Source organism: Ulvibacterium marinum (assembly GCF_003626755.1).
Lineage (GTDB): Bacteria > Bacteroidota > Bacteroidia > Flavobacteriales > Flavobacteriaceae > Ulvibacterium > Ulvibacterium marinum.
This window is the reverse complement of the sequence record NZ_RBCJ01000002.1, coordinates 617,014-643,012: the sequence shown is the minus strand read 5'-3', so window position 1 is coordinate 643,012 and position 25,999 is coordinate 617,014. Positions and strand designations below refer to the sequence as shown.

At 41.8% G+C, this 25,999-nt stretch carries 20 protein-coding genes; 8 read left to right on the top strand and 12 right to left on the bottom strand.

Features of this window, described 5'->3' with window-relative positions; all coding sequences use genetic code 11:
- Positions 1–8 precede the first annotated feature (8 nt).
- The 5 genes from D7Z94_RS10030 to D7Z94_RS10010 form a co-directional block, all read right to left on the bottom strand.
- A complete protein-coding gene (locus tag D7Z94_RS10030; protein WP_120711426.1) occupies positions 9–695 on the bottom strand; it encodes an LOG family protein in 687 nt (228 codons plus the stop codon).
- Positions 696–742: 47 nt separating this feature from the next.
- Positions 743–3,616, bottom strand: coding sequence for an excinuclease ABC subunit UvrA (uvrA, locus tag D7Z94_RS10025; RefSeq protein WP_120711425.1), 2,874 nt, complete (start codon positions 3,614–3,616; stop codon positions 743–745).
- 201 nt (positions 3,617–3,817) lie between these two features.
- Positions 3,818–4,594 (bottom strand): DNA alkylation repair protein, encoded by a 777-nt coding sequence (locus D7Z94_RS10020; RefSeq protein WP_120711424.1) that lies wholly within the window; start codon positions 4,592–4,594, stop codon positions 3,818–3,820.
- Between the two features lie 60 nt (positions 4,595–4,654).
- On the bottom strand, positions 4,655–5,431 hold the full coding sequence (locus D7Z94_RS10015; RefSeq protein WP_120711423.1) for a TIGR03915 family putative DNA repair protein: 777 nt from the start codon (positions 5,429–5,431) through the stop codon (positions 4,655–4,657).
- 2 nt (positions 5,432–5,433) lie between these two features.
- Positions 5,434–6,696, bottom strand: a complete 1,263-nt coding sequence (locus tag D7Z94_RS10010) for a putative DNA modification/repair radical SAM protein (RefSeq protein ID WP_120711422.1) — start codon at positions 6,694–6,696, stop codon at positions 5,434–5,436.
- A 198-nt stretch (positions 6,697–6,894) separates the two neighbouring features.
- Here D7Z94_RS10010 and D7Z94_RS10005 point away from each other — a divergent pair, with 198 nt between their 5' ends.
- Positions 6,895–7,656, top strand: a complete 762-nt coding sequence (locus D7Z94_RS10005) for an XRE family transcriptional regulator (protein ID WP_120711421.1) — start codon at positions 6,895–6,897, stop codon at positions 7,654–7,656.
- A 608-nt stretch (positions 7,657–8,264) separates the two neighbouring features.
- Positions 8,265–9,359, top strand: a complete 1,095-nt coding sequence (locus D7Z94_RS10000; RefSeq protein ID WP_120711420.1) for a transporter substrate-binding domain-containing protein — start codon at positions 8,265–8,267, stop codon at positions 9,357–9,359.
- A gap of 3 nt (positions 9,360–9,362) precedes the next feature.
- On the opposite strand, the gene ggt is transcribed toward D7Z94_RS10000, so the two are convergent.
- Together ggt and D7Z94_RS09990 are read right to left on the bottom strand one after the other, a co-directional pair.
- Positions 9,363–11,045: a gamma-glutamyltransferase gene (gene ggt, locus D7Z94_RS09995; protein ID WP_120711419.1), complete on the bottom strand. Its 1,683-nt coding sequence runs from the start codon at positions 11,043–11,045 to the stop codon at positions 9,363–9,365.
- Positions 11,033–11,626, bottom strand: a complete 594-nt coding sequence (locus tag D7Z94_RS09990; protein ID WP_120711418.1) for an acyl carrier protein phosphodiesterase — start codon at positions 11,624–11,626, stop codon at positions 11,033–11,035. The genes ggt and D7Z94_RS09990 overlap by 13 nt, the downstream gene beginning before the upstream one ends.
- A gap of 73 nt (positions 11,627–11,699) precedes the next feature.
- On the opposite strand from D7Z94_RS09990, the gene glmM reads away from it, so the two are divergent.
- Positions 11,700–13,088, top strand: coding sequence for a phosphoglucosamine mutase (glmM, locus tag D7Z94_RS09985; protein ID WP_120711417.1), 1,389 nt, complete (start codon positions 11,700–11,702; stop codon positions 13,086–13,088).
- Here the strand turns inward: glmM and D7Z94_RS09980 are convergent.
- Together D7Z94_RS09980 and D7Z94_RS09975 are read right to left on the bottom strand one after the other, a co-directional pair.
- Positions 13,085–14,074, bottom strand: a complete 990-nt coding sequence (locus D7Z94_RS09980) for a sterol desaturase family protein (RefSeq protein ID WP_120711416.1) — start codon at positions 14,072–14,074, stop codon at positions 13,085–13,087. The genes glmM and D7Z94_RS09980 overlap by 4 nt on opposite strands.
- A 69-nt stretch (positions 14,075–14,143) precedes the next feature.
- The gene (locus tag D7Z94_RS09975) at positions 14,144–15,031 is read right to left on the bottom strand and encodes a lysophospholipid acyltransferase family protein (protein ID WP_120711415.1); all 888 of its coding nucleotides are present in this window, start codon (positions 15,029–15,031) and stop codon (positions 14,144–14,146) included.
- Between the two features lie 58 nt (positions 15,032–15,089).
- Here D7Z94_RS09975 and D7Z94_RS09970 point away from each other — a divergent pair, with 58 nt between their 5' ends.
- Positions 15,090–15,740, top strand: coding sequence for a rhomboid family intramembrane serine protease (locus D7Z94_RS09970; protein WP_120711414.1), 651 nt, complete (start codon positions 15,090–15,092; stop codon positions 15,738–15,740).
- Positions 15,741–15,891: 151 nt separating this feature from the next.
- Complete coding sequence (locus D7Z94_RS09965) at positions 15,892–17,544, top strand: LVIVD repeat-containing protein (protein ID WP_120711413.1); 1,653 nt, start codon at positions 15,892–15,894, stop codon at positions 17,542–17,544.
- Between the two features lie 69 nt (positions 17,545–17,613).
- Here D7Z94_RS09965 and D7Z94_RS09960 read toward each other — a convergent pair whose 3' ends face one another.
- Positions 17,614–18,744 (bottom strand): TlpA disulfide reductase family protein, encoded by a 1,131-nt coding sequence (locus D7Z94_RS09960; RefSeq protein ID WP_120711412.1) that lies wholly within the window; start codon positions 18,742–18,744, stop codon positions 17,614–17,616.
- Positions 18,745–18,846: 102 nt separating this feature from the next.
- Positions 18,847–19,356, bottom strand: coding sequence for a hypothetical protein (locus tag D7Z94_RS09955; protein ID WP_120711411.1), 510 nt, complete (start codon positions 19,354–19,356; stop codon positions 18,847–18,849).
- Positions 19,357–19,449: 93 nt separating this feature from the next.
- Between D7Z94_RS09955 and D7Z94_RS09950 the strand changes: the two genes are divergently transcribed.
- Positions 19,450–22,359, top strand: a complete 2,910-nt coding sequence (locus D7Z94_RS09950; RefSeq protein WP_120711410.1) for an FAD-binding and (Fe-S)-binding domain-containing protein — start codon at positions 19,450–19,452, stop codon at positions 22,357–22,359.
- Here the strand turns inward: D7Z94_RS09950 and D7Z94_RS09945 are convergent.
- Positions 22,339–23,223 (bottom strand): UDP-2,3-diacylglucosamine diphosphatase, encoded by an 885-nt coding sequence (locus D7Z94_RS09945; RefSeq protein WP_120711409.1) that lies wholly within the window; start codon positions 23,221–23,223, stop codon positions 22,339–22,341. The two genes, D7Z94_RS09950 and D7Z94_RS09945, sit on opposite strands and share 21 nt — an antisense overlap.
- 307 nt (positions 23,224–23,530) lie before the next feature.
- Between D7Z94_RS09945 and aroC the strand changes: the two genes are divergently transcribed.
- Complete coding sequence (gene aroC / locus D7Z94_RS09940; protein ID WP_120711408.1) at positions 23,531–24,595, top strand: chorismate synthase; 1,065 nt, start codon at positions 23,531–23,533, stop codon at positions 24,593–24,595.
- A gap of 58 nt (positions 24,596–24,653) precedes the next feature.
- Complete coding sequence (locus tag D7Z94_RS09935) at positions 24,654–25,988, top strand: dicarboxylate/amino acid:cation symporter (protein WP_120711407.1); 1,335 nt, start codon at positions 24,654–24,656, stop codon at positions 25,986–25,988.
- Positions 25,989–25,999: the final 11 nt, after the last annotated feature.

Below are 25,999 nucleotides of genomic sequence, written 5' to 3'. Positions count from 1 at the left end.
AGTTATGCTTAAAAATTTGGGCTCAAAGTATTCCCTTTGTAGAAGGCATCGATGATTTCCACTACTTCTTCCTTGGTATCCGCAATTCGTATCAAGTCCAAATCCGTAGCACTGATATTACCTAATTCCAACATGGTATTTCTGATCCAATCCAAGAGACCTTTCCAGAAATCGGATCCCACTAGTATAATTGGAAATCCCCCAATTTTATGGGTTTGGATCAAAGTAATCGCTTCAAAAAGCTCATCCAATGTTCCAAATCCTCCAGGCATGACCACAAACCCCTGGGAATATTTCACGAACATCACCTTTCTAACAAAAAAGTAATCAAAATCCAAACTTTTATCATCGTCTATATACGGATTGTCATGTTGCTCAAAGGGAAGGTCTATATTCAGTCCTACCGAAGTACCTCCGGCCAAATGGGCACCTCTGTTCCCTGCCTCCATGATACCGGGGCCACCACCTGTAATGATTCCGTAACCCGCTTCAGAAATGCTTTTAGCAATATCCACGGCCATTTGATAGTATTTTCCATTCTCTTTGGTACGTGCCGAACCAAATATTGAAACGCACGGACCTATGGCACTCATTTTTTCAAAACCACTTACAAATTCCCCCATAATCTTAAATATGGCCCAGGAATCATTGGTTTTTATCTCATTCCACCCTTTATGGTGTTGTTCTTTTCTCATAGTAGTCCAATTCTTTTGATACTAACGGATTTTTAATGGTTAAATCGCTACTTATCCCGAGCCAGGACCATTTTTGCCTTTTCTTTTTGTTGACCAATCTCTAACCTCAAAAACTCTGCCGTATAACTCTTTTGGTCTTTTATTAGCTCTTCTGGGGTTCCTTTGGCTACCACCATTCCCCCTCCTCGGCCACCTTCATAACCAATATCTATAATGTGATCCATCATTTTGATTACATCCATATTGTGCTCAATGATCAAGACGGTGTTTCCTTTGTCTACTAAACGTTCCAAAACTTCCATTAATACGCGGATATCTTCAAAGTGAAGACCCGTAGTAGGTTCGTCCAAGATATAAAAAGTATTACCGGTATCACGTTTTGACAGTTCCGTTGCCAGTTTTATCCGTTGTGCTTCACCTCCGGATAAGGTTGTGGACTGTTGCCCCAAAGAGATATATCCCAGGCCTACATCTTTGATAGTCTTAAGCTTGCGGTATATTTTTGGGATGTTCTCAAAAAAATCTACAGCCTCATCCACGGTCATTTCCAATACATCGGCAATGGATTTGCCTTTATAGCGTATTTCCAAGGTTTCTCTATTGAAACGTTTTCCATTACAAGTTTCGCATTCAACATAAACATCAGGGAGGAAATTCATCTCAATAACCTTTAGACCACCTCCTTGACAGGTCTCACATCTGCCTCCCTTTACATTAAAACTAAAACGTCCAGGCTTATATCCCCTAATGGCGGCTTCGAGAGTTTTGGTAAATAAGGAACGTATTTCACTGAAAACGCCGGTATAGGTCGCAGGGTTGGAACGAGGGGTCCTACCAATGGGGGATTGGTTAATGTCAATGACCTTATCTATATGTTGTAGGCCCGTAATTTTTTTATAGGGCATTGGTTTTTTTACACCATTAAAATAATGGGCATTCATAATGGGGTAGAGCGTCTCATTGATCAAAGTCGATTTCCCACTTCCTGAAACCCCGGTAACGCCGATCATTTTGCCCAACGGAAATTGTACCGTTACATTCTTAAGGTTATTACCCGTGCAGCCGGATAGTACAATATTCTTTCCATTGCCCTTTCTTCTTTTTTTTGGTACTGGAATCTCCTTATCTCCCGTGATATAATCCGCGGTAAGCGTATGGTGGTCCTTTAAGTCTTGCGGACTTCCTTCGGATATAATTTCACCGCCATGTCTTCCTGCCTTTGGTCCAATGTCTATAACATGATCTGCCCGTTCTATCATGTCCCTATCGTGCTCCACAACGATTACCGAATTCCCAATATCACGAAGTGCTTCCAAAGATCGAATTAATCTATTATTATCCCTTTGATGCAATCCAATACTAGGTTCATCCAATATGTAAAGTACGCCTACAAGCTGGGAACCTATCTGTGTGGCGAGACGAATACGTTGAGCCTCCCCGCCCGAAAGTGATTTTGAACCTCGGTTTAGGGAAAGATAGTCGAGACCCACATCCAATAGGAATCGGATACGTGTACGGATTTCCTTTATAATTTCCTCTGCAATTATTTGCTGGTTGCCATCAAGTTTTTGATTGAGTCCATCAAAAAATTCGGCCAACTCGGCAATGTCCATTTGGGCAAGCTCGGCTATATTCCTATCACTGATCCTAAAATTCAAGGATTCGGTCCGCAATCTTGATCCACTGCAGACAGGACAGACGATTTTGTCCATATATTCCTTGGCCCATCTTCTAATGGAGGTAGACCCGGATTCGTTGAATTGATGTTTTATAAAATTCGAGATTCCTTCATAATCAATGGTGTATGTTCGTTTGACTCCCAATGTTTTGGAATCCAACTCAAAACTTTCCTTTCCACCGTTCAACAGGATGTCCATGGCTTCTTCAGGAATCTTGGCAATAGTGTCCGTAAGTTCAAAATTATAGCGTTGGGCAATCGTCTCTATCTGTTTGAAGGCCCAAGACTTTTTATATTCCCCGAGTGGTGCAATTCCTCCAGCTTTTATCGATATTTTCTTGTTGGGGAAAATCTTATTTTCATTTACCTCATACACATGTCCTAGACCACTACAATTGGGACACATACCTTTTGGTGAGTTAAAGGAAAAGGTATTCGGTTCCGGAGTGGGGTAGGATACGCCCGAAGTCGGGCACATGAGGTCACGGCTAAAGTAACGTGGATCAGTCTTACCTTCCTCAAGTACCATCAATACATCATTGCCGCTGTACATGGCCGTATTAATACTTTCCGTTAATCGCTTATCCGCATCTTCGGAGTCTGTGACCTTAAGCCTATCTATAACAATTTCAATGTCGTGGGTCTTGTACCGGTCTACTTTCATACCTTTTACAATATCCTTGATTTCCCCATCAACGCGAACCTTTACAAACCCTTGCTTGCCTATTTGTTCAAAAAGCTCCCTATAATGCCCTTTTCGGGATTTTATAATAGGAGCCAATACGTTTATCCTTTTATCGGCGTAATCGGTTTTAATAAGCTCCTTGATTTGCTCATCGCTATAGCTCACCATCTTTTCTCCGGTAACATAGCTATAGGCATCGGCCGCCCTGGCGAACAACAAGCGCAAAAAATCATATACTTCGGTAATGGTACCCACAGTGGATCGGGGCGATTTGGAAGTTGTTTTTTGTTCAATGGCAATTACGGGAGATAGCCCATCGATTTTATCCACATCAGGTCGCTCCAAACCTCCTAGAAATTGCCGTGCATAGGCCGAGAAAGTTTCAATATATCTTCGCTGCCCCTCGGCATAAATGGTGTCGAACGCAAGTGAGGATTTACCACTTCCCGAAAGGCCTGTGATAACTACGAGTTTTTCCCGCGGAATGGTTACATCGATATTTTTAAGGTTATGGACGCGAGCACCCTTAACCTCAATATTCTCTTCGTAGTTTATCATTTTTCAAAGCAAAGTTGCAAAGGTAAGAATTTGGCACCTAAAAAGGAAGTAGGGCCCATCTCAATATTTATTCATCAGAGACCTAATGGAATATTGAAATTATTAGATTGAGACCCAAATGGTATACACTCAAAAAAATAAATCCAAGACTCTCACGGACCTGTTATTCCTTCCTTGTATAGGATTGGAAATAATTTGATTTTATTCCTGATTTAAAACTCCCGATGCCCATGAATCTTTAAGTTTCAACAAATTTCTCAATGCATGCTTTACAATCCATTTGCGTTCCTTGGTAGGGCAGAGTAGCCAGCTATCGATAAGATCCTTACCAATCCTAGGATGGTCTTTTAAAATATCATTGATACAATTGGCAACGGATTTCTGTACATATTTGCTGGGGTCGTCTTTCAGGTTTTCCAAGATTGGTAGTATAGGAGTGGGGTCTTCAATAAAAACATCAAGTTTCGCCGCCCAAGGTAATCGCGGTCGAACACCTTCACTACTCAAACGACGCAAATGCTTGTTTTTGTCCTTGGACCAAACCTCCATAACTTTTAATGTCCGCTCCGGAAAGGCCTTTAAATAAGGACGAATGGTGTATTCTCCTGTATTTCTCTTGGTAATTTCCTGTATAGCGTTCATGGATAGGTCAAAGTGTTGCAGTCCGTACTTTTCCACATACTTGGCAATGGGCATTACCCAATAGTACGCTTTGAACATCCCTGTTTCTTTTTCATTCTCAGGCCCAAGAATACCTACCAACCAAGTTACGGCAATGGTATAGTCCACCGCCAGTTGTTGTTTCAAAAGATCGGCTATCAATTCAACTCGATCCTTAAGCTCTAAATCCTTAGTGCCCTGATCAACTTTTTGGGCGAAAACATTTTTGTCGAATGTAACTCCATTAGCAATGAGCTTGTCGGCCAACTTAAGGGCCAGCTCCTTGTCAAACCATAACTTTAATTGTTTGTGTGCCATAAAACCAATAATTTTTAATGAAAATATGCGTATTGTACAAATGGTCCAAATTCTCTTTATCTAAACCGCTTGTTTCTTTTCGCTTAAGTATTTCCAATAGCGTTTTGGTATATGTTGTGTATGCAGTTTTTTGTTGATACGGGATTTAATATGGGTACTTCTAAAGTAATTGGCCCATAAATCCTGATAACTGTACTCCTCGCCCAGAAACCGATCACTTTTATGGATGCTATTCGCATATACCTCGTTCAAGTTCAAAGAAACAATTTCAACGGTTTGCAAATTATAGTAGAGCCCATATTTTCGTTTTATGTCATAAATGAGCCAATGCTGGTCTACATATCGGGAGCGAAAATGTTTGGAAATCAACGGAAGCACATTAAAGTCCGGTTCAATATTGGCAAAATAAATCGCGTCCTTGGTCAATTGAAACCGTACAAAGGCTTCCATACGATGTTTTTCGCGACCAACATTTTTAGCCAATTGACTGATTTTTAAAACGATGGTATCCGAATAATCCGAGTGGACCGAAACTTGGGAAGCAAAAAGTTTTTGGATGTATCGATAGAGTAGGAGTTCAATGCCTTTGTGTTCGCTCAAAAAGGCGAAATAGATATTCTTAATGGCCGTGTTGCTTTTATTTTGGACACCGTTCCAGACCCGTTTTGCTTTATCCATTTGGGTAAAAATAATTTCTGTGTCTGAAAACAGCGCATTCTGGGCCTGCCCATTACGCTGTATATCGGCTACATTTATTCTTTCTTCAAAAGCCTTGAAAACGGCAGTTAAAAAACCATTAAAACTTCCATCGTAAATTAAAATTCTGGTGTTGTCCATTTTTAATTGAATAGTTGTAATTGTGAACTGTAATTTTTCCTAAACTTCCCCACGGAGTTCTTTAAAATAATTCCTTTTATCTTTTGTGGTTCCAATTCATGGTTTTCCCATTGGTTAGAATCACAAATAATAAAGTATTTGGCACGGTTAAGGGCAATTCCAATCTTTTTAAGATGCCCCCAATTCAATTTTCGAAAACGTCTTGCATTTAAAATTTTGCCTACCGATTGCATTCCCACCCCCGGAATACGGGCCAACATTCCCTTGTCCGCTCTATTGATATCAATGGGGAACAAATGAAGGTTTCGCAAGGCCCAACCTAATTTTGGGTCAACGTCCATATCCAGATTGGGATGCTCATTGTTCAGGATTTCCTGAACCCCAAACCCATAAAATCGCAAAAGCCAGTCCGTTTGGTACAGTCGATTTTCCCTTAGCATAGGTACCTGCGATCCTATGGCCGGTAAACGGCTATCCTCGGCAACCGGTACATAGCCGGAATAATAAACCCGTCTCATTTGATATTGGGTGTAATAATGATGGGCAGAATACATAATGTCCTTGTCGGTTTCTCCCGTGGCCCCAATAATCATTTGGGTACTTTGCCCGGCGGGGGCAAATTTGGGCGTACTTTTAATAATCCGTTTTTCGGCCTTGTACCGGACAATTTCATGTTGTACTTTTCGCATAGGCTTGGTAAAGTCTTCATGCTTTTTGTCCGGCGCCAACAATTTGAGTCCGGAAATGGTCGGTACCTCAATATTCACGGAGAGTCGATCGGCATACAGGCCTGCCTCGTACATTAATTCGTCACTTGCCCCGGGAATGGATTTAAGGTGTATGTATCCGTTGTAATTTTTATCCAACCGAAGTTTTTTTGCCACGGCTACCAACCGTTCCATAGTATGATCGGGACTTTTGAAGATGCCTGAACTCAGAAAAAGGCCTTCTATGTAGTTTCGCCTATAAAAATTTATGGTTAGATCTACGACTTCCTGAATCTTAAAGGCGGCCCTTTTTATATCGTTGCTCTTTCGGGTAACGCAATAGGCGCAATCGAAAATGCAGTGATTGGTCAAAAGAATTTTAAGGAGGGAAATACAGCGTCCATCTTCTGTATAGCTGTGGCAGATTCCCATCGGTGTCGCATTTCCCAAACCTTTATTGGTATTGGTGCGATCGCTACCGCTACTGGAGCAGGAAACGTCATATTTGGCGGCATCTGCCAAAATATTAAGTTTTTCTTTTATACGCTCAAAGGACATACTAATGTTGTAATTATTCCAAAATTATGGAAATATTCCTAATAATGGAAATATTCCTAATAAAATTTTGGATATATTCCAAATTATGTATATTTGAAGTATATCTCCCAAAGAAGATAGTAATTGGAACATAGTAAAACCGATTGGGCCTTGTTCAATATTTTTAAAACTTCCCGGGATTTTATGAATTAAATTGAAATGGAAAACGAAATCACTTTAAAACGCTTTACCGATTTACGAAGGGAACTGGGCCATACGCAGGCCGAATTCGCAAAACTTCTTGGTGTTTCCAATACGACCGCCGATATCGAACGGGGGCGTACCAAACTTTCAGGTAAGGTTGTAACGGAACTTCTGCGACAATTCAAAATAAACCCCTTATGGTTGTTCGGGGAGAGTGAGCAACAATATCTCGAGACTTCCAACACTAGTGTTATCCCAAAAGTGGTAACCGTAGATTCTTCGGACAAGGAAAACATGGTCTTGGTCAATGCCAAGGCCGCGGCTGGTTACCCTCAGAATATCCAAGACACAAGTTGGTACCAACAATTGCCGGCCTTCGACCTTCCTATTCCCGAATTTCGGAATGCCACCTATCGCGGTTTTCAGGTAGAAGGGGATAGCATGTTGCCCAATTTAAAGCCCGGAGAATGGGTTTTGGCCAAATCTGTGGAGGATATTGATCATGTAAGCCCCAATAAAATATATGTGGTAGTACTCCAAGATGCCGTCTTGGTAAAAAAGATAGAGCGATTACCCAACCGAAACCATATCACGTTGGTATCCCTAAACGAATCTTATCCCCCCTATGAAATAAAGCCTTTTCAGGTACAAGAGCTTTGGCAGGTAAGTAGCAAGATTACTTTTGGGGTGGATGCCACTACGGAAAAGGGCCTTCTTAAACAGCTGCAGGAGTCTATGGAAGAATTGAAAGATCAATTACGACCTACCAAGAATTGAGAAGAAGAAGTATCTTATTTTGTCACTTACAGAAATAGAAAGGTAAACAGAGACTTGGATAAGTCCCTGTTTGTTGATTTTATGCGGGCACACATATGTAGCCATCAGCCGGAAAACTCATACATAATAAGGGACAGCTCTGGGAGCCGCACTCCCAATGACCACTACAGGGTTTGCCTAAATTGTGACAAGGACCGGAACCTCCGCTAATCGTCTTTTGTTCAGTTTTGGTTAAAATTCTGCCAAGATTTAAAATGGACTTTTTCATGATTAAAATTTAAAGATTTACTACTTCCCTGAACATTTAAAGACACTCAAGGCCTGTGTCTATTCTTCGCGAATGAATATCTTCAAAATCGGGAGCCAACCTCACGCGGCCCATTGGTTTGGAGCGAAACAACTACCATGGAATAAAAATAGTTTAACGATTAGTATTTAGCAAATAAATTCCTACAAATGATAGAGAAAATATTTCAAAACTATCTATATCTTAGTTGGACGCGCACCCGGAATACGTTATCATAGCTTTAAAAATTGGGCAACAGTGAAGAAAATGATTTGATCTTCGAAAAGTCGTATTTTTAAATTTTAGAAATTCAGGGGATTCTATGAGACTACGATGGTCTTTTCTTTTTTTTGTGCTGCTCCTAATGGGGGCGAGGGGTCAATCCAAAAGCGATAATCCATTTTCAAATACAGAAGTATTGAAAGTAGGTTATACCACGGCTCCACCTTTTGCTGTTCAAGAGGATACGGTTTTAAGAGGTATCAATGTTTGGTTGTGGAAAAGAGTGGCTAAAGACTTAAAGTTGGAATATGAGCTTTTGCCCATGGACTTTTCCGATATGTTGGATTCCTTGGAAACTGGGGGTATTGATGTAAGTATAAATCCGCTCACCATAACCAGTGAACGGAGTAAGAAAATGGAATTTACACATTCCTTCTACGCCTCCAATTCTACTGTTGCCGTGGCGGAAATCTCCTCCTTTGACAAGCTTCTAGATTTTGTCCGTGCTTTTTTCAACCTAAATTTTTTAAAAGGTCTTGGAGTTTTGCTTTTGATTATCTTTTTATTTGGTCTGGCCGGTTGGTACTTTGAGCGTAAGGAAAATCCAGATCACTTTCGCTCTGGCCTCCATGGTATTTGGGACGGACTATGGTGGTCTGCCGTTACGCTTACAACGGTAGGATATGGAGACAAGGCCCCGAAGACCAGAATGGGTAAAACGGTCGCTTTGATACTGATGTTCGGAGGACTTTTGTTCATATCCGGACTTACGGCAAGTATAGCTTCCGGGCTAACCGTGAACCATTTGACCACCGATCCGGACAGTTTTAATGAGTTCAAGGAGCGTGCAGTGGGATCCGTTAAAAACACGGGGACCAGTGAATTTTTAAAATCCCGTTTCTTTCAAGATTTAAAAGGATACAATACGGTTGCCGAAGGGCTTTCTGCCTTAAAAAATAAGGACATTGAGGCGTTTATGTACGATGAACCTATCCTTAAGTACCGTATTGCCAGAGATTCGTCCATGAGTTCTATCAGCATTCTGCCCATTAAGTTTGATGTACAATTCTATGCCTTTGCCATTGCTAAAAAGCACATTGCATTAGAACAGGCTATTTCCCAGCGTATTTTGGAAATTATGGAAACCGAGGAATGGCGCATCGTACTGAATGAATTTAAATTGAATGAGCTTTAGCGCTTAAAAACCTATCGCACTATCATCGCCTCTTGGGTCGGCTCCACCTTCTAAACGGCCATCGGGCAATACCCGAATGGCATCCACTTTGCCTATAACAGGCGTGCGTTTCTCGTTTATGGGATATCCTTTGGTCTCTAAGGCCGATTTTAATTCTGACGAAAACCCTTCGGGTTCGAATATAATATGGTCCGGCAACCATTGATGGTGAAAGCGAGGTGCATTTACGGCTTCTTGCATGCTCAAATCAAATTCATAAACATTCAGAATAGTTTGAGCCACCGCGGTTATAATGGTGGAACCTCCCGGAGTCCCTACAACCATCCAGAGTTTGCCGTCCCTTTCTACAATCGTGGGGGTCATACTGCTTAACATTCTTTTTTCTGGGGCGATGCTATTCGCTTCTGCTCCAATAAGTCCGAACATATTGGGAACCCCGGGCTTTGCACTAAAATCATCCATTTCATTGTTCAGGAAAAAACCCAATTCATCGCAATAAAGTTTTGAGCCATAGGCACCATTAAGCGTAGTAGTAACGGAAACGGCATTGCCCTGTTGGTCAACGATGGAATAATGGGTGGTTTCGGCACTTTCCACAATATCAACGGACCCATGCCGTATTTCCGAAGAAAGGGTGGCCTTTTCGAAGGAAAAATTTCGCATTCGTTTCTCAAGATAGCTGTTGCTTAAGAGAACATCCAATGGAATGTCCACAAAATCCGGATCACCTAAATAGTAATTTCGATCGGCATAGGCCCTACGGGAAGCTTCGGTAAATAATTGTATAGCCTCTGGTGAATTATGTCCATAACGGGAGATGTCAAAAGGTTCGATCATCTTGAAGATTTGATTAATAGTGACCCCACCGCTGCTGGGCGGACTCATGGAAATAATACGAAGGTCCTTGTATTTGAAAATAATGGGTTGCCTCCATTTTACTTCATACCTTGCCAAATCTTCTTCGGTAATGTAACCGCCTTTTTTCTGTATAAAGTTGGCCAAAGTTTTGGCGGTCTCCCCCTTATAGAATTCATCACGACCGTTTTTCGAGATTCGTCTCAAGGTATTGGCCAAGGCCGGATATTGCAAAGTGTCCCCGGCCATACATTGTGAATAGAATAACGTACTATCTCCATTGACCTCCAAAATGGCTTCCCAGTAATGATCTAATCGGGCCGCTTGTTTTTCGGTAACTACAACACCCTTGTCCACCAATTCGATTACGGGGGCCATGATTTGTTCTATGGGTAGGGTGCCGAATTTTTTATGCACTTCAAATATGCCGGCAATTGTTCCCGGAACGCCCACCCCAGTTGCTCCCTTGATGCTCATATTCGGAATTACATTGCCCAAGGAATCCAGATACATATCCTTATGGGCAGACAAAGGTGCTTTCTCCCTATAGTCCAATGCGCCAACATTTCCGTTGGATTTGCGGTAAACCATAAATCCGCCACCGCCCAGATTGCCGGCATAAGGATAAGCAACGGCCAATGCCAATTCTGTTCCTACCATGGCATCAAAGGCATTCCCTCCTTTTTTTAAAATGTCTACCCCAATTGTAGAGGCTTCTTCCCTGGCTGAAACGACCATGGCTTTTTGGGCAACTGTTCCGGTTGGTTTTGGGGGACTTTGTTTGCAATAAACACATAGTAAGAGGGGAAGTAGCCGTACTATTTTTCGCATAGGGAGATATACTTTTGTTTTGAGAAAATGATCAACTCCTCAAAAAAGGCCGTAAATTCTTCTTCAAAGAGTGTATAGTTTTTTTCAAGGTCCAAAATGGCAAAATTCATTTTGGATTTATTTTGGGTCCTTCGGTTCATGCCATTTAAAACCCGCCCAATGCCCTTCATTTTAGCATAGTTCACCAACCAATTGTCCGCAATCATATAAGGCATCATCCGTTTTATACCTTCTGGCAATAGCACGTAGTTTATTTCCAAGAGGTCATAAAATCGGTCTACGAATACCTCTAAAGGGATGTCGGAATAGCGCTTCCAATTCTTTGCTAGAAAATGGTCATAGAAAATGTCCACAATTACCATACTATAATGACCGTAATTTGCATGCAGGCGTTTACTGCTTTTTTTGGGAATATGGTGGGCATCAGTATACGTGTCTATTTCCCGGTGTAATAAAATTCCTTTTTGAATGGAGTCCGGTAAATGCTTGAATTTATTGCCCCTAATACTATCGGCAATAAAATTTCCGATGGTAATGTCATCATCCCCAAAGGAAAGATATATATGTGCCAGAAAATTCATATTGACGAATTTACAAAGAAGGAGCACCGTTTTTATATCAGATGGATATATTTGCAAAAACTTTTTCACACCTATGACACTGATAAAATCGATTTCCGGTATACGTGGCACCATTGGCGGCCGGCCGGGAGATAACCTAACACCTATTGATGCCGTTAAATTTGCCGCTGCCTATGGTATTTGGCTGAGGGAATATTCCCAAAAGGAACAGCTCAAAGTGGTCATTGGCAGGGATGCCCGTCTTTCCGGGGAAATGATTCAAAACTTGGTAGTATCAACCCTGGTTGGTCTGGGTATGGATGTCATTGACCTTGGACTCTCCACAACACCGACGGTAGAAATAGCCGTTCCGCTGGAAAAGGCCGATGGAGGTATTATTCTAACGGCCAGTCACAACCCCAAACAGTGGAATGCCTTAAAGTTACTTAATGAAAAGGGTGAGTTTTTGGATGCTAAGCAAGGCCAAAAGATTTTGGAAATTGCGGAAATGGAGGATTTTGATTTTGCCGAAGTAGATGATTTGGGAACGATAACCAAGAACGATGCTTACATCGATATACATATCGATGAAGTATTAAATTTATCCCTTGTGGAGGCAGATACCATACGAAATGCCAAATTCAAAGTGGTGGTGGATGGTGTAAATTCTACAGGTGGAATAGCTATTCCCAAACTTTTGGAGGCACTTGGTGTAGAGGTCATTAAACTATACTGCGACCCTACGGGGTATTTTCCACATAATCCGGAACCCTTAAAGGAACATCTAACGGATATTTGTCAGTTGGTTGTTCAGGAAAAAGCAGATTTTGGTATTGTCGTAGACCCGGACGTGGATCGGTTGGCCTTTATTAGCGATGAAGGCGAAATGTTCGGTGAGGAATATACTTTGGTAGCTTGTGCCGATTATGTTTTGGGCAGGACCAAAGGAAATACCGTATCCAATCTTTCATCATCCCGGGCTTTACGGGATGTTACCCAAAAGCATGGAGGGGTATACGAAGCGGCCGCCGTTGGGGAGGTGAACGTGGTCATTAAAATGAAGGAAAACAAGGCGATTATTGGGGGAGAAGGCAATGGTGGAATCATTTATCCGGAAAGTCATTACGGCAGGGATTCTTTGGTCGGTACCGCTCTTTTCCTAATGTTGATGGCCGAGAGGGGAGGAACGGTTACAGAACTTAGGGCCAGTTACCCATCTTATTTCATGAGCAAAAAGAAAATTGAGCTAACGCCAGATTTGGATGTTGATGGCATTCTAAAAGCAATGGAGGAAAAGTATAAACATGAGGATATTTCCACGATCGATGGAGTAAAAATAGATTTTCCCGAGAATTGGGTTCACCTCAGAAAATCCAATACGGAACCTATTATTAGAATATACACGGAGGCCAAAAGTCAATCCGAAGCAGATATGCTCGCAGAAAGAATAATTTCGGAAATAAAAGAGGTCGCCGGGATTTAGGCCTCTTTTTCATTGAGGTAGTTTCCCCTAACAATTTTAGCCGTTCGATGTTCTCCTGAATGATGCCAACCCGGAGGCATGACAATGTATTTCACCTTGTTCATAAGCCCTGGAGCATTGGCAACATCTTTGGCCAAAGCAATAATTTCCCCAAAATAAACATCGAGGAAGCTTCCTGAATTCATTTTTCGGGTTATACCATATTCTATGGGTATGGTATTCTTCTCCTCTTGATATGTACCGAATACGCGATCCCAGATATTGAGTAAATTACAGAAATTGGTATCCATATAGAGAGGGTTCCTGGCATGATGTACCCTATGATGGGAAGGTGTAAGGATGAATTTCCCCAAAAAACCGAACCTGGCATCTTTGATCAAGTTTTCCCCCACATGGATAAAAGCCCCATAGGTACCGTCTATGAACATAATAGCAAACAACATAGTAGGTTCAACACCGGCCAGTATACACACCGTTGTCCTAATGATATCTGCATAGGGCCCTTCCAAGAAAAAATGGGCATACGTAACGGTCAGATTCATTTCTTCCGGTGCATGATGTGTGGAATGTAAGCACCAAAAAAGCCGTACTTTATGGCCCCAGTAGTGATACAGAAAATGCCCGAATTCCCAAACAATATAGCCGTATATGAACCAGTACCAAGTAGGTCGGGTTTGAAAAGGAGCATAGGGCTGAAACCAGCCTATGCAAAGGGCAACCATGGCAATGGAAATAAAGCGACCTACGAATCGGTTAAAGATATAAATCAAAAAATTTACCTTGTAAACCTTGGTCTGAGGCTTTTTATAGATAAGACCTAAAATGAGTTCCAAAATTACTAGTAAGGGTATTATCGGCAACACAAATGCGGTTATACCCTCGTAGGTGCCAAGTACGCTGTAATCACCTGTTTTGAGTATTTCCAGCACTTGACTAATACCTAAAAACCCTAAAATTTCTTCATACAGTATTTGCAATAATTCCATTGAGGTAGTAGTTTGCTTTGATAAACCGATATGCCAAAGGATAAAGAAACTTAATTTTGTCAAAAATAGCTACAAAAATTTCTCGGGAACCTTGTCTCGATGCTTCCACCTTCGGTGTGTCCAGAGGTAATGTTCCGGTCTTTCCCGTATCTGTTGTTCCGTTAACCTTAAAAACTGGTCCGTAATTTCATTTTTTTTAGTGGATTCCCCGGAAAGGGTAATCGGTATAAATTCTGCCTGGTAGTACCCTCGCTTAACTTTGGAGACTTTCAAAAAGACAACCGCAAGGTCCAGCTTGCGGGCTAGATTTTCTACACCGGTAAAAATAGGCACCTTAACACCCATGAATTCGGTCCAGTATTGCGCCAAATGGGCTTGTGGCGATTGATCATTAACTATTCCGTAGATAGCGCGAACATTGTTCTTGTGATTCCTAACTACGGCGACCATGGTCTCCTTTTGATTGATTAACGTAGTGTTCCATTTGGCTCGTAGCCTTTTAACCAGGTTGTCAAAATATCTATTACTAACCTTTTGATAAACTGCGTAACCTTTGGAATTCACATAATTATTAATGCTTACGTTCCACTCCCAATTGGCATAATGGGAGCATGCGATTAGAATACTCTTCTTTTTTTCGATTTCCTTCAGCGTATCAATATTGATAATATGATATCGCTTTTTCACCTCGGCTTTGGAAAGTTGCATTGTTTTGATCGTTTCCAAGAATAAATCGCACATGTGCTTATAGAAATTCTTTTCTATCGTTTTAATTTCCTTTTCCGATTTTTCAGGAAAGACCAGTTTCAAATTGTTCCTTACAACGGTTTTCCGGTATCCGATTACCCTATAAATCAAAAAATAAAGAAAATCGGAAAACCCATAAAATAGCCTATAGGGTAAAATAGAAATAAGCCACAAAAATGGATATACCAGGACAAAAACGAGTAGCTGCATGCTTTTAGATAATGGGCAAATATAGCTATATTTAGCCCCAAATATAACTAAAGCGCACATGCACGATATCCATTTTGCGACCATTGCCATAATCGCCGCTAATGTTCTGGTTTCCTTTAAGGGGTTTAATGACACTTCCTTTTTTGATCGTTATAAGTTTGGAATAGCCCAGATAAAGGCAGGGCAAAAGGAACGTATGGTCACCTCAGGCTTTTTGCATGTGGACATTGCCCATTTGTTCTTTAACTTGTTTACCCTATACTTCTTTGCCAATGTGGTGATTGCTTGGTTTGGCCCTGGAAAGTTTATAGGCATCTATTTTATAAGCTTGGTGGCCGGAAGCTTGTTGGCACTTTTTTTCCACAAGAACGAACCATATTACAGTGCCGTTGGGGCCAGTGGTGCCGTTACCGGCATATTGTACGCTGCAATTTTACTGCAGCCGGATATGGACTTGATGCTTATGTTCATTCCCATTCCTATTCCTGCCTATGTTCTTGGTATCGGCTATTTGTTATATTCCATTTATGGTATGAAAAGTAGGTTGGGCAATATTGGCCATACGGCGCACTTTGGCGGGGCTATAGGTGGATACTTGACGACATTGATCTTTATGCCCGAACTTTTTCTTACAGAGACACTTATGGTTGTTCTTCTGGCAATTCCCATTGTCATATTGTTCATCATGGAAAAGACAGGAAAAATCTGACCTAAATTCTTACATATATTACCGGATTTTAATAGCGGATTCAGAGCGATTTCTTCAACGTAGTTCATCGAAAAAGTATAGTAGGGTATACACTTCCAGGGGTTTTACCGTTAGGCTACTAACCAAATTCAACTGATTAAACCTACTTATAATGAAAAGAGTTTCTTTTTTAACCTTGATTGCGTGTTCACTGTTGGTAAGCATTTCCTGTTCCGATGAAACCACAGTTTATCAGGACAAACTTGAGGATGACCTTTTAGTGGAAAACAGCGAAACCGCGCTAGAGGGCAGTGTAGCACTGGACGACGCTGGTGTGTTGGACATTTTTGAAGAGGAAGAACTTGCCGGAAAATCTTCCAAAAACTCCAATGACGAATTAGCAGGGGACCATCCTTTGACCTTAGTGGCCCGTATAAAATCTCCCTCTTCCATTTTGGGAGCCACCCATGTTGACGTCCATGGCGATTATGCTTACGTAAGCTACAATACGGCAAATGAAACCTACCTTGGGGCCATAGATATTGTAGATGTAAGAGACCCAAATAGGCCTAGACTTAGATCTAGGTTGACCTATAGAAATGCCGATGTTAATTCCTTGGTTTATGCGGATGATTATATTTATATCGTCGGTGGAGTGGATGCTGAAACCTCGGTACGTGCCACCTCAAATTCTTTCATAGCCAAGATATCGGTTTCCGGTGCTCGATTCGATATCGGAAGTATTACCTACGGTTTCCAACAGGGTAAAGTTGCTACGGATGTGGCCATAAAGGGCAATTCAGTATTGGTAAGCAGCGGTTCAGAGGGATCTGTGACAAAGTATGATAGAAATAGTTTGGAAATTCAAGACGAAATGCCATTTGCAGATTTACGTTCAGTATCGGTAAATGAGAACAATGTTGCCGTGCTTGACGCTGATCAGGGAATCGTCTTTTTAGACGAAAACCTCGAAATAGTAAAGGAAATACCCGTGGAGTCCGACTTTCCGCAAGCTGCAAAAAGAACTTTGGATTTTTACTCTGATAAAATGGTGGTTGCCGAAGGGGGTAAAGGAGCTGGTGTATATGATGCGGGGACAGGAACCCTATTGCAGCACGTTCCAATTCTTGACAATACCGCTGGAAGTCAAAAAAGTATAACCGGTGTTGCATCCGATAACGTTACCAATGCTGTAGCGGTCAATGAGGATATCCTTCTAATGGCGAATGGATCCAATGGACTTTGTCTATCCGAGGATGAATCCGGTAGCATAGAAACTTTCGGTATTATTGCCTTGGAGGGGTCTATTAATTATGTTGAATCCAAAGGAGATTACATTTTTGCCGCCTCGGGCCTGGAAGGTTTACAGATTCTTAAATTGAATCGGCCAAACCAAAGCTTGGTTGCCCGATGCGCCGAGCTTCCCGTATACCAGGGGAGTGCCAATTTAAATGTCAATAGTGGAGAAACCATGGGGTATAGGGGTTCAAAAAGATTCAATCGATTGAATGTTAACGGGTCTTTATTGCTTTGTGGTTCTTGGACAGCAAACAATAATAGCAGCATTAATAGCAATGGTTTGTTTGAAATGAACGGCACCTTTGTAATCGGAAGAAATAACAAAAGAAAAAATATTACCATAAATTCTGGTGGTACCTTTAGGGTAGAAGGGAACCTCACCATTTATGGTGATTTAATATTAAATGATGGCGCCACTGTTGAGTTCATAGGGGAGAGCTCCGTAGTCAACATTTTTGGCAAGGTGCAACGTTCTGGAAACACAGAGGTATTGGGCACTTTTAGTGATGTTCAAAACAAGTTCTAGATACCTAATAATACTTCAAAAAAAAGCCCTTTCAGTATAATTGAAAGGGCTTTTTTGGTTCCGGAATTACTATTGAAGTAGTTCGGCAACTTTTTCTTCCAAAGCCGGGCCGCGAAGGTTTTTGGCAATGATGGTGCCATTTTCGTCCAAAAGGAATGCGGCTGGAATGGCATCTACCCCATAAAGCTTAGCGATTTCATCATCAAAGTAAGCCAGATTAGAAACATGGTTCCATGTTAGTCCATCATCCGCAATGGCTTTTTCCCAGGCGGCTTTGGTTTTATCCAAGGAGACCCCGACAATATTCAATCCTTTATCGTGATATTTCTCGTATACTTTCACCACATTAGGGTTTTCAGCCCTGCACGGTTTGCACCAAGCGGCCCAAAAATCTACAAGGGTAACCTTTCCCAAAGCTTGGTTTAGTGCCAGTTCCTCGCCGTTGGGAGTGGGAGCGGAAAAGTCAGGGGCCTTGGCTCCAATAGTGGTACTCTTTTTTCGTTCTTCCCTTTCCTTGGTGGATTGCAACCTTTCCAAAACACTTTTGGCTACCTTGGTTTCCTTAATTTCAGGAGAGAGACCATCGTATAATTCCTGAATTTCTTCAGATGACACCGCTCTTGACCCCATTGCCCTATCAATTAATAATGCGGAGATTAAAGCAGTAGGGTGTTCCTTTATATAAGTGAGTTCAAAATTTTTATATTCTTCCTGAAGCTCCATCATCTCATCCCTTAGGGATACCATAGAAGCCGTATCCTTGCTGATGTTGGCGGTCTGGATATCTTGTTGAATGGATTTTGCCCTTTCCGATATATCCTTTGATTTCTTCAAATAGTCCGTAAAGACCTCGTTCTGAGGAGTGCCTTCCAATTTGGAAAGTCCAAGACTGTCCATATGGGCGGATATGTTTATTTTTCCATTTTCTAGGATAATGGCGGAATAACCCATGGCATTTTCCAGAAAAATATAATGCATCTCCGGAATCGCCGTTTCCCCGGTAAACGTAAATTTTCCATCCAGTGTAGTGGTGGTATCCACGTCTATTGGTTCCCTATTCTCGCCCTGCTTTCTAAGAAACACCTTGGTACCATCTTCCAGATCACCCCTAAGGGAGCCTTCAACAACATAGCCTTTAGGGTTTTGGTTACAAGCCATAAAAGCGGAAACCGTTATAAATACGAATAAAAGTCTTTTCATCATACATTGTTTAATGTGCGCAAATGTAGGTATATAATAGGATATAAAAAAAGCCCTTAACATTATGTATGCAAGGGCCTTTTCAATTATTTGATTGTTTTTTTAGAACTGATAACGTACACCAAGAGCAATATCAAAATCAAAATTATCGGAGAAATCATCATAACCTACTATCCCTATTTCCGGCCTAAAGTCTAGGGATAACAACAACGGAAAATCAAAATTATACTCCACTCCGATATCTCCCGCTGCAAAAACAAAAAGCCCTCCATCCGGAGTAAAGGGTTCATTGTTGGAATTAAACCTTCCGTCAAAATCCACACTCCCCAAGCCGCCACCAACACCATAGTACCAGTTAAAGCCCTTATCTATATTATGCACCCATTGGTATAGCCCGGATAGCTTAAAGGCATCAAAGTTCCTACTATCCCGCCAGCCTAGGTTAAACTCCGCTCTATTGTATCTCGCTATGGACTTTTGATAGGAAATTTCAGCTCCAAAACCATCGCTGTCCCCAAGTCGAAGTCCTATGGCATGATTGGCTATTTCTTGTGCCCCGACCGATATGGAGGCGAGGAAGAGAATGAAAGTAATTACTTTTGAAATTTTCATAAGTTTTGTGTTTTAATTTCAATTAAATAAAAGAGTTTTCAATGTTCGGCTCAAACAATAAAAACTTAAATTAGCCCCTAAAATTGTTTCAGCTTGATTAAAAATTTGCTAAAAGAATTGGGGAGGGAGTTGAGTGGTGAATTACATACCGACGAACTTACCAAAACACTTTATGCGACGGACGCTTCCGTTTATCGCAAAACACCACGGGCGGTGGCTTTTCCCAAGAATGTAGAGGATATTAAAGAACTTGTTCGTTTTGCCAACACAAACGGCGTTGGGCTTATTCCTAGAACAGCGGGCACCTCTTTGGCGGGACAGTGCGTTGGGGATGGTATTGTAGTTGATGTCTCCAAACACTTCACCCAGATTGTCCATTTGGATTTGGAAAAAAAACAAGTAAGGGTACAGCCCGGTGTGGTAAGGGACGGACTTAACCAATATCTGGAACCCCACGGCCTATTCTTCGGGCCCAATACCTCAACATCAAACAGATGTATGATAGGCGGTATGGTAGGTAATAATTCTTCCGGTACTACCTCCATTCAATACGGGGTAACCCGGGACAATGTAGTTAGTCTACAAGCCGTTCTGTCCGATGGCAGCATGGCGGAGTTTTCATCAATGGACCTTAACGAATTCCGGGAAAAATTGGAATTAGACACCTTGGAAGGAGAACTGTACAAAGGGATTTATAAGGAATTGTCCGATCGTTCAACTCAAGAGCAGATCATTGCCGACTTTCCCAAACCCTCCATCCATCGCAGAAATACGGGATATGCGGTAGACGAACTTTTAAAGAATGCTATTTTCGGAGAATCCGAAGAGCCTTTCAATTTTTGTAAACTGCTTAGCGGCAGTGAAGGGACACTTGCCTTTACCACAGAAATTACCTTGCAATTGGAAGAACTGCCTCCCAAACTAGCGGCGATGGTAGTCACCCACTATCAAACTTTGGAGGACTGCCTTATGGATGTTGCTCCGGTAATGCGCCACAATCTGCATACCTGCGAAATGATGGATAAGGTGATTCTGGATTGTACCAAAAACAATAGGGAGCAGCTAAAAAACAGATTTTTTGTGTCTGGAGACCCGGCCGCTTTGTTGATGTTGGAAATAAAGGCCGATACTAAAGATGATTTGGCAGAACAGCTAAAGGCACTGCAAAGCACAATACAAAAATCGGCCCGAAGTTATGCTTCCCCCGTTCTGGAGGGAAGTGAAATAAATAAAGCCTTGGAATTGCGCAAGGCAGGTCTGGGACTTTTAGGAAATATGGTGGGAGATCGTAAAGCAGTAGCCTGTATAGAGGATACTGCCGTTGCCCTGGAGGATTTATCGGATTTTATAGGGGAGTTTACCCAAATCATGAAAGATTACGGCCAAGATGCGGTATACTATGCCCATGCCGGTGCTGGGGAACTGCATTTGCGACCCATTCTTGATCTTAAAAAATCCGGGGATGTTGGTTTGTTCAGAAAGATAACGACCGATGTGGCCAGGCTTACCAAAAAATATAAGGGATCGTTTAGCGGAGAGCACGGGGATGGTATTGTGCGCGCTGAATTTATTCCCCTGATGATAGGAGAGGACAATTATGAACTTTTAAGACGAATAAAGACCTATTTTGACCCAAATAACATATTTAATCCTGGAAAAATAGTAGATGCCTATCCCATGGATGAATCCCTACGCTATGAAATTGATAGGGAGGAACCTGAGATCGAAACGTTGCTGGACTTTTCCGATAGTGAAGGTATTCTTAGGGCTGCTGAAAAATGCAATGGAAGTGGGGATTGCAGGAAATCCGAGCATATGAAGGGCGGTATGTGCCCTAGTTATCACGCCACAAGGAACGAAAAAGATACAACTAGGGGCAGGGCGAATGCCTTGCGGGAATTTCTCACTACGTCCGACAAAACCAATAAGTTTGACCAAAAGGAATTGAAAGAGGTCTTTGACCTTTGCCTGAGCTGCAAGGCCTGCTCAAGTGAATGTCCGAGCAATGTGGATATCGCCGCGCTTAAAGCTGAATTCCTATATCAATATCAGGAAACCAATGGCTATCCCTTACGGGCCAAACTTTTTGCCCACAATACCCAATTGAATAGATTAGGAAGTAAGGTATCCGGATTGACGAATGCGTTATATGGCTCTTCTTTGTTAAGTGGACTATTAAAAAAATCGGCCGGTGTGGCAAAGGAAAGACGACTTCCTAAAGTTTCAAGCTTTAATTTCAATAAGTATCTACAAAATATTAAAAATCAATTTAAAACAAATAGGGATAAAGTTGTCTTGTACATTGACGAGTTTACACGCTATCTGGATACCGACTTGGGCAAGGATGCTATTGAGGTATTGACCCGTTTGGGTTACGATGTACAATTATTTTACGCGGAGAGTGGGCGTACCTACATTTCCAAGGGCTTTTTAAAGCAAGCCAAAAAATTGGCCTTGGAAAACATGGGTAGCCTTAAAACATTTGCAGATGCCGGAATTCCAGTTGTGGGTTTGGAGCCTTCTGCCATTTTAACCTTTCGGGATGAACTAAAGCGCTTTTCTTCCGATACGGAGACGACTAAGGTCATAGCATCACATGTTTTTTTATTCGAGGAGTTCCTTTCCAAAGAAATTGAAAAAGGGGCGATTGGCAAGGAGAATTTCACTAAAGAGCAACATACGGTAAAAATACATTGCCATTGCCATCAGAAAGCATTGAGCAACCAAAAAGTTACATTCGATATCCTAAACTTGGTTGAAAACTATAAGGTCTCCATAATTCCTTCCGGTTGTTGTGGTATGGCGGGGTCTTTTGGATATGAAAAGGAACACTATCAAGTTAGTATGCAGGTTGGGGAGTTAAAGTTGTTCCCGGCTATCAGAAAATCGAACGATGATGTTATAATTGCCGCGAACGGTACCAGTTGCAGGCATCAGATTCATGATGGTACCGGAAGAAAGGCCAAGCATCCGGTTTCCATATTAAAGGAGGCCCTCATCTAAGGATTTCTCTCCCTTTTTTCCCTTACTTTTTTCTTCCTCTTCTTTTTTTGCCGTGATTGAGGCAATGAGTTCATGCATGTCCATTTCCTTCAATTCCTCGTCGGCAAAAAATGGCGAGAGCTTGTCTTGGTTGTATTTGTAAATTTTCCAGCGTTTAAATGAATATTCCAAAGCAGTAAGGTTTTCCACCCAATCCCCGGAATTCAGATAGGTGCATTTCCCTTTTTTTGTAATATGGATTTCCTTTTTAGGTTGATGGATATGTCCGCAGATTACATAATCGTAATGATTTTCAATCGCGATGTCCACGCCTGTTTGCTCAAATTCCCGAACGTATTTAGTGGTGCCCTTAACCTTATTCTTTATTTTTTCGGACAATGAATAGCGTTCCCGCCCAATATTTGTAAGGCACCAGTTGACGAATCGATTTATTAAAATGAGTATGCCATAGCCGTATCCACCTAGTTTGGCCAACCATTTTGCATTTTGTTTGGAGACATCGAACACGTCTCCATGAAAAAACCAAGCTTTTTTTCCATCCAGGTTTAGAACCAGTTTATCCGAAATATGAAGATTGCCCATAGAAGTATCACTAAATTTCCTCAAAACCTCATCATGATTCCCGGTAATATAGAACACCTCGGTTCCTTTAGAAGCCATTCCAATAATTTTACGGAGGACTTTCATATGTGACGGAGGGAAATAGTTTTTGCTAAATTGCCAGGTATCGATTATGTCCCCGTTGAGGACCAGTTTGTTTGGATGAATACTATTTAAATAGGCTATGAGTTCGTCGGCATGACATCCATAAGTTCCTAAATGCACATCAGAAATAACCACCAAGTCAATTTTTCGTTTCTTCATCTAATACATCGGCATTGAGAATACGTTAGTATAATCTTTTTTGGGTGGGGTACAATTTGTCATCACATTTTCCGGCAACGTAAGATAATTTCTTACAAAATAAACCTATAGGTATAACTTGAAAATGAAATTGAGATCAATAATTGATTGGTATAATGTTAAGTTTACATCATCTCCGTAATCAAATTGTTAAGCGAACATTAAGCTGAAGATGGATTTTTGTATCTCTGATTTAAGATTTACCTTTGGCCTTTGTCGAAAATTGATATGTGTATACTTAACGTCATATATCCATTAACCCTAAGAAATGGCCGGGAATACCTTTGGAAATAGTTTTAAGCTTACCACTTTTGGAGAATCCCATGGAGTTGCCATAGGAGGAGTGTTGGACGGATGTCCTGCGGGATTGGAATTGGATCTTGAAGCTGTGCAAAAGGAACTGGATCGGCGGCGACCCGGGCAATCCGCCATTGTTACACAAAGAAAAGAACCGGACAAGGTAGATTTCCTATCCGGAATTTTTGAGGGAAAGACTACGGGGACACCTATTGGTTTTGCTATTTACAATACCAATCAGAAATCCAAGGATTATTCGCATATCAAAGATTCGTATAGGCCTTCCCACGCGGACTATGTATACGACCAAAAATATGGCTTTCGTGATTATAGGGGCGGAGGACGGAGTTCTGCACGGGAAACGGCCAGTAGGGTAGTGGCCGGTGCCATTGCCAAACAATTTTTAAAGGATGTACGTATCAACGCCTTTGTGTCTCAAGTAGGCGCATTGACATTGGATAAGGCGTATACCGAACTGGACTTTTCGCTTATTGAATCCAACCCGGTACGCTGTCCCGATCCGGATACGGCACAAAGGATGGAGGAGTATATTAAGGAAATTCGAAAAGAAGGGGATACCATAGGCGGAATTATTACCTGTGTTATCCAGAATGTTCCCATAGGTCTGGGAGAGCCTGTTTTTGATAAGCTCCATGCCGAGCTGGGAAAAGCCATGTTATCCATCAATGCGGTAAAAGGTTTTGAATACGGAAGTGGTTTTGCTGGGGTAAAAATGAAAGGAAGCCAACACAATGATCAATTCAATTCGGACGGTTCTACAAAGACCAATCATAGTGGCGGCGTACAAGGAGGAATTAGCAATGGAATGGACATTTATTTCAAGGTGGCTTTTAAACCTGTCGCCACGGTAATCCAAGGTTACGAGACCATAGACAAGGAAGGCAACATGGTAAAAACCAAGGGAAAAGGGCGTCATGACCCATGTGTTGTGCCTAGGGCGGTACCCATTGTTGAGGCCATGGCGGCTTTGGTCCTGGCCGATTATTCACTTATCAATCGTACTATAAAATTGTAATCCGCTTTCTAGGGGTTCTCCTTCCAAAATAGTATCTTACTTCCCAAATTCATCAGGTATGCGGAAAATGGAATTGCATTGGAAAATCCTAATAGGTATGGTTTTAGGGTTGGTCTTTGGCTTTGTCATGACCTATCCGGATTGGGGACGTGAATTTGTTTCCGATTGGATCAAACCGTGGGGCACTATTTTCGTTAAGTTGCTAAAACTTATTGCGATTCCTTTGATTCTGGCTTCCCTGATAAAAGGAATATCGGACCTTAAGGATATTTCCAAGTTTAAAAGAATAGGACTTAGGACTATTGGTATTTATGTTTTTACTACCGTAGTGGCCATAACCATCGGTCTTTTACTGGTGAACGTATTGCAACCCGGGAATGGCATTTCGGAGGATACGGTTGCCAAACTTTCGGAAACCTATGCCTCGGACAGCGGTGTTACCTCAAAATTGGACGAAGCCCTGAAACAAAAAGAAAGTGGCCCGCTTCAATTCTTGGAAGATATGGTTCCCGATAATGCGGTCAAGGCGATGAGCGAAAATGCATTGATGCTACAGGTGATATTTTTTACCATTTTTATGGGCATTTCAATGTTGTTGATCGGTGAAGAAAGAGCTAGGCCCCTGAAGCAATTGTTTGACGCCCTGAACGAGGTAGTTTTAAAAATGGTGGATCTGATTATGTTGACCGCCCCCTATGCCGTTTTCGCCCTGTTGGCCAATGTAGTGGCGTCCTCCGGGGATTCGGATTTGTTGGTGGCACTTCTAAAATACGCAGGTGTTGTGGTACTTGGGTTATTTTTGATGATTGTCTTTTATGCCATTCTTGTTTCAACCTACACCCAAAAAAACCCTTTTTGGTTCTTAAAGGAAATCAGCCCAGCACAGTTATTGGCTTTTTCCACTAGTTCTAGTGCTGCAACCCTTCCGGTAACCATGGAAAGGGTAGAGGAACATATTGGAGTGGATAAGGAGGTTTCTAGTTTTGTACTTCCGGTAGGAGCTACGATCAATATGGATGGCACTAGTCTGTACCAGGGTGTAGCGGCAGTTTTTGCTATGCAGGTCTTATGGCCGGAAGGCTTGGTTTTCAGCAATCAGATTATCATTGTTCTTACGGCACTTTTGGCTTCCATTGGTTCTGCGGCGGTACCAGGGGCAGGTATGGTGATGTTGGTCATTGTATTGGAATCCATTGGCTTCCCCCCGAATTTGTATCCTATAGCCCTAGCCTTGATTTTCGCGGTAGATAGACCCTTGGATATGTGCCGTACGATCGTAAATGTTACGGGTGATGCTACTGTATCGATGGTCGTGGCAAAGTCCGTTGGTAAATTGGGTGAGCCCCATCCAAAGGAATGGGACGACCATTTGGAAGAGGTAATTTCAAAATAGCTAAACATCAA

What these genes read in the sequence shown, in the direction of transcription:
- D7Z94_RS10020 (WP_120711424.1), bottom strand. Translation starts at nt 4,594, where the DNA reads ATGGCACACAAACAATTAAAGTTATGGTTTGACAAGGAGCTGGCCCTT.
- glmM (WP_120711417.1), top strand. Translation starts at nt 11,700, where the DNA reads ATGACACTGATAAAATCGATTTCCGGTATACGTGGCACCATTGGCGGC.
- D7Z94_RS10000 (WP_120711420.1), top strand. Translation starts at nt 8,265, where the DNA reads ATGAGACTACGATGGTCTTTTCTTTTTTTTGTGCTGCTCCTAATGGGG.
- D7Z94_RS09965 (WP_120711413.1), top strand. Translation starts at nt 15,892, where the DNA reads ATGAAAAGAGTTTCTTTTTTAACCTTGATTGCGTGTTCACTGTTGGTA.
- D7Z94_RS10030 (WP_120711426.1), bottom strand. Translation starts at nt 695, where the DNA reads ATGAGAAAAGAACAACACCATAAAGGGTGGAATGAGATAAAAACCAAT.
- D7Z94_RS10015 (WP_120711423.1), bottom strand. Translation starts at nt 5,431, where the DNA reads ATGGACAACACCAGAATTTTAATTTACGATGGAAGTTTTAATGGTTTT.
- D7Z94_RS09975 (WP_120711415.1), bottom strand. Translation starts at nt 15,031, where the DNA reads ATGCAGCTACTCGTTTTTGTCCTGGTATATCCATTTTTGTGGCTTATT.
- D7Z94_RS10005 (WP_120711421.1), top strand. Translation starts at nt 6,895, where the DNA reads ATGGAAAACGAAATCACTTTAAAACGCTTTACCGATTTACGAAGGGAA.
- D7Z94_RS09990 (WP_120711418.1), bottom strand. Translation starts at nt 11,626, where the DNA reads ATGAATTTTCTGGCACATATATATCTTTCCTTTGGGGATGATGACATT.
- D7Z94_RS09980 (WP_120711416.1), bottom strand. Translation starts at nt 14,074, where the DNA reads ATGGAATTATTGCAAATACTGTATGAAGAAATTTTAGGGTTTTTAGGT.
- D7Z94_RS09935 (WP_120711407.1), top strand. Translation starts at nt 24,654, where the DNA reads ATGCGGAAAATGGAATTGCATTGGAAAATCCTAATAGGTATGGTTTTA.
- uvrA (WP_120711425.1), bottom strand. Translation starts at nt 3,616, where the DNA reads ATGATAAACTACGAAGAGAATATTGAGGTTAAGGGTGCTCGCGTCCAT.
- D7Z94_RS09960 (WP_120711412.1), bottom strand. Translation starts at nt 18,744, where the DNA reads ATGAAAAGACTTTTATTCGTATTTATAACGGTTTCCGCTTTTATGGCT.
- D7Z94_RS10010 (WP_120711422.1), bottom strand. Translation starts at nt 6,696, where the DNA reads ATGTCCTTTGAGCGTATAAAAGAAAAACTTAATATTTTGGCAGATGCC.
- D7Z94_RS09945 (WP_120711409.1), bottom strand. Translation starts at nt 23,223, where the DNA reads ATGAAGAAACGAAAAATTGACTTGGTGGTTATTTCTGATGTGCATTTA.
- aroC (WP_120711408.1), top strand. Translation starts at nt 23,531, where the DNA reads ATGGCCGGGAATACCTTTGGAAATAGTTTTAAGCTTACCACTTTTGGA.
- ggt (WP_120711419.1), bottom strand. Translation starts at nt 11,045, where the DNA reads ATGCGAAAAATAGTACGGCTACTTCCCCTCTTACTATGTGTTTATTGC.
- D7Z94_RS09955 (WP_120711411.1), bottom strand. Translation starts at nt 19,356, where the DNA reads ATGAAAATTTCAAAAGTAATTACTTTCATTCTCTTCCTCGCCTCCATA.
- D7Z94_RS09970 (WP_120711414.1), top strand. Translation starts at nt 15,090, where the DNA reads ATGCACGATATCCATTTTGCGACCATTGCCATAATCGCCGCTAATGTT.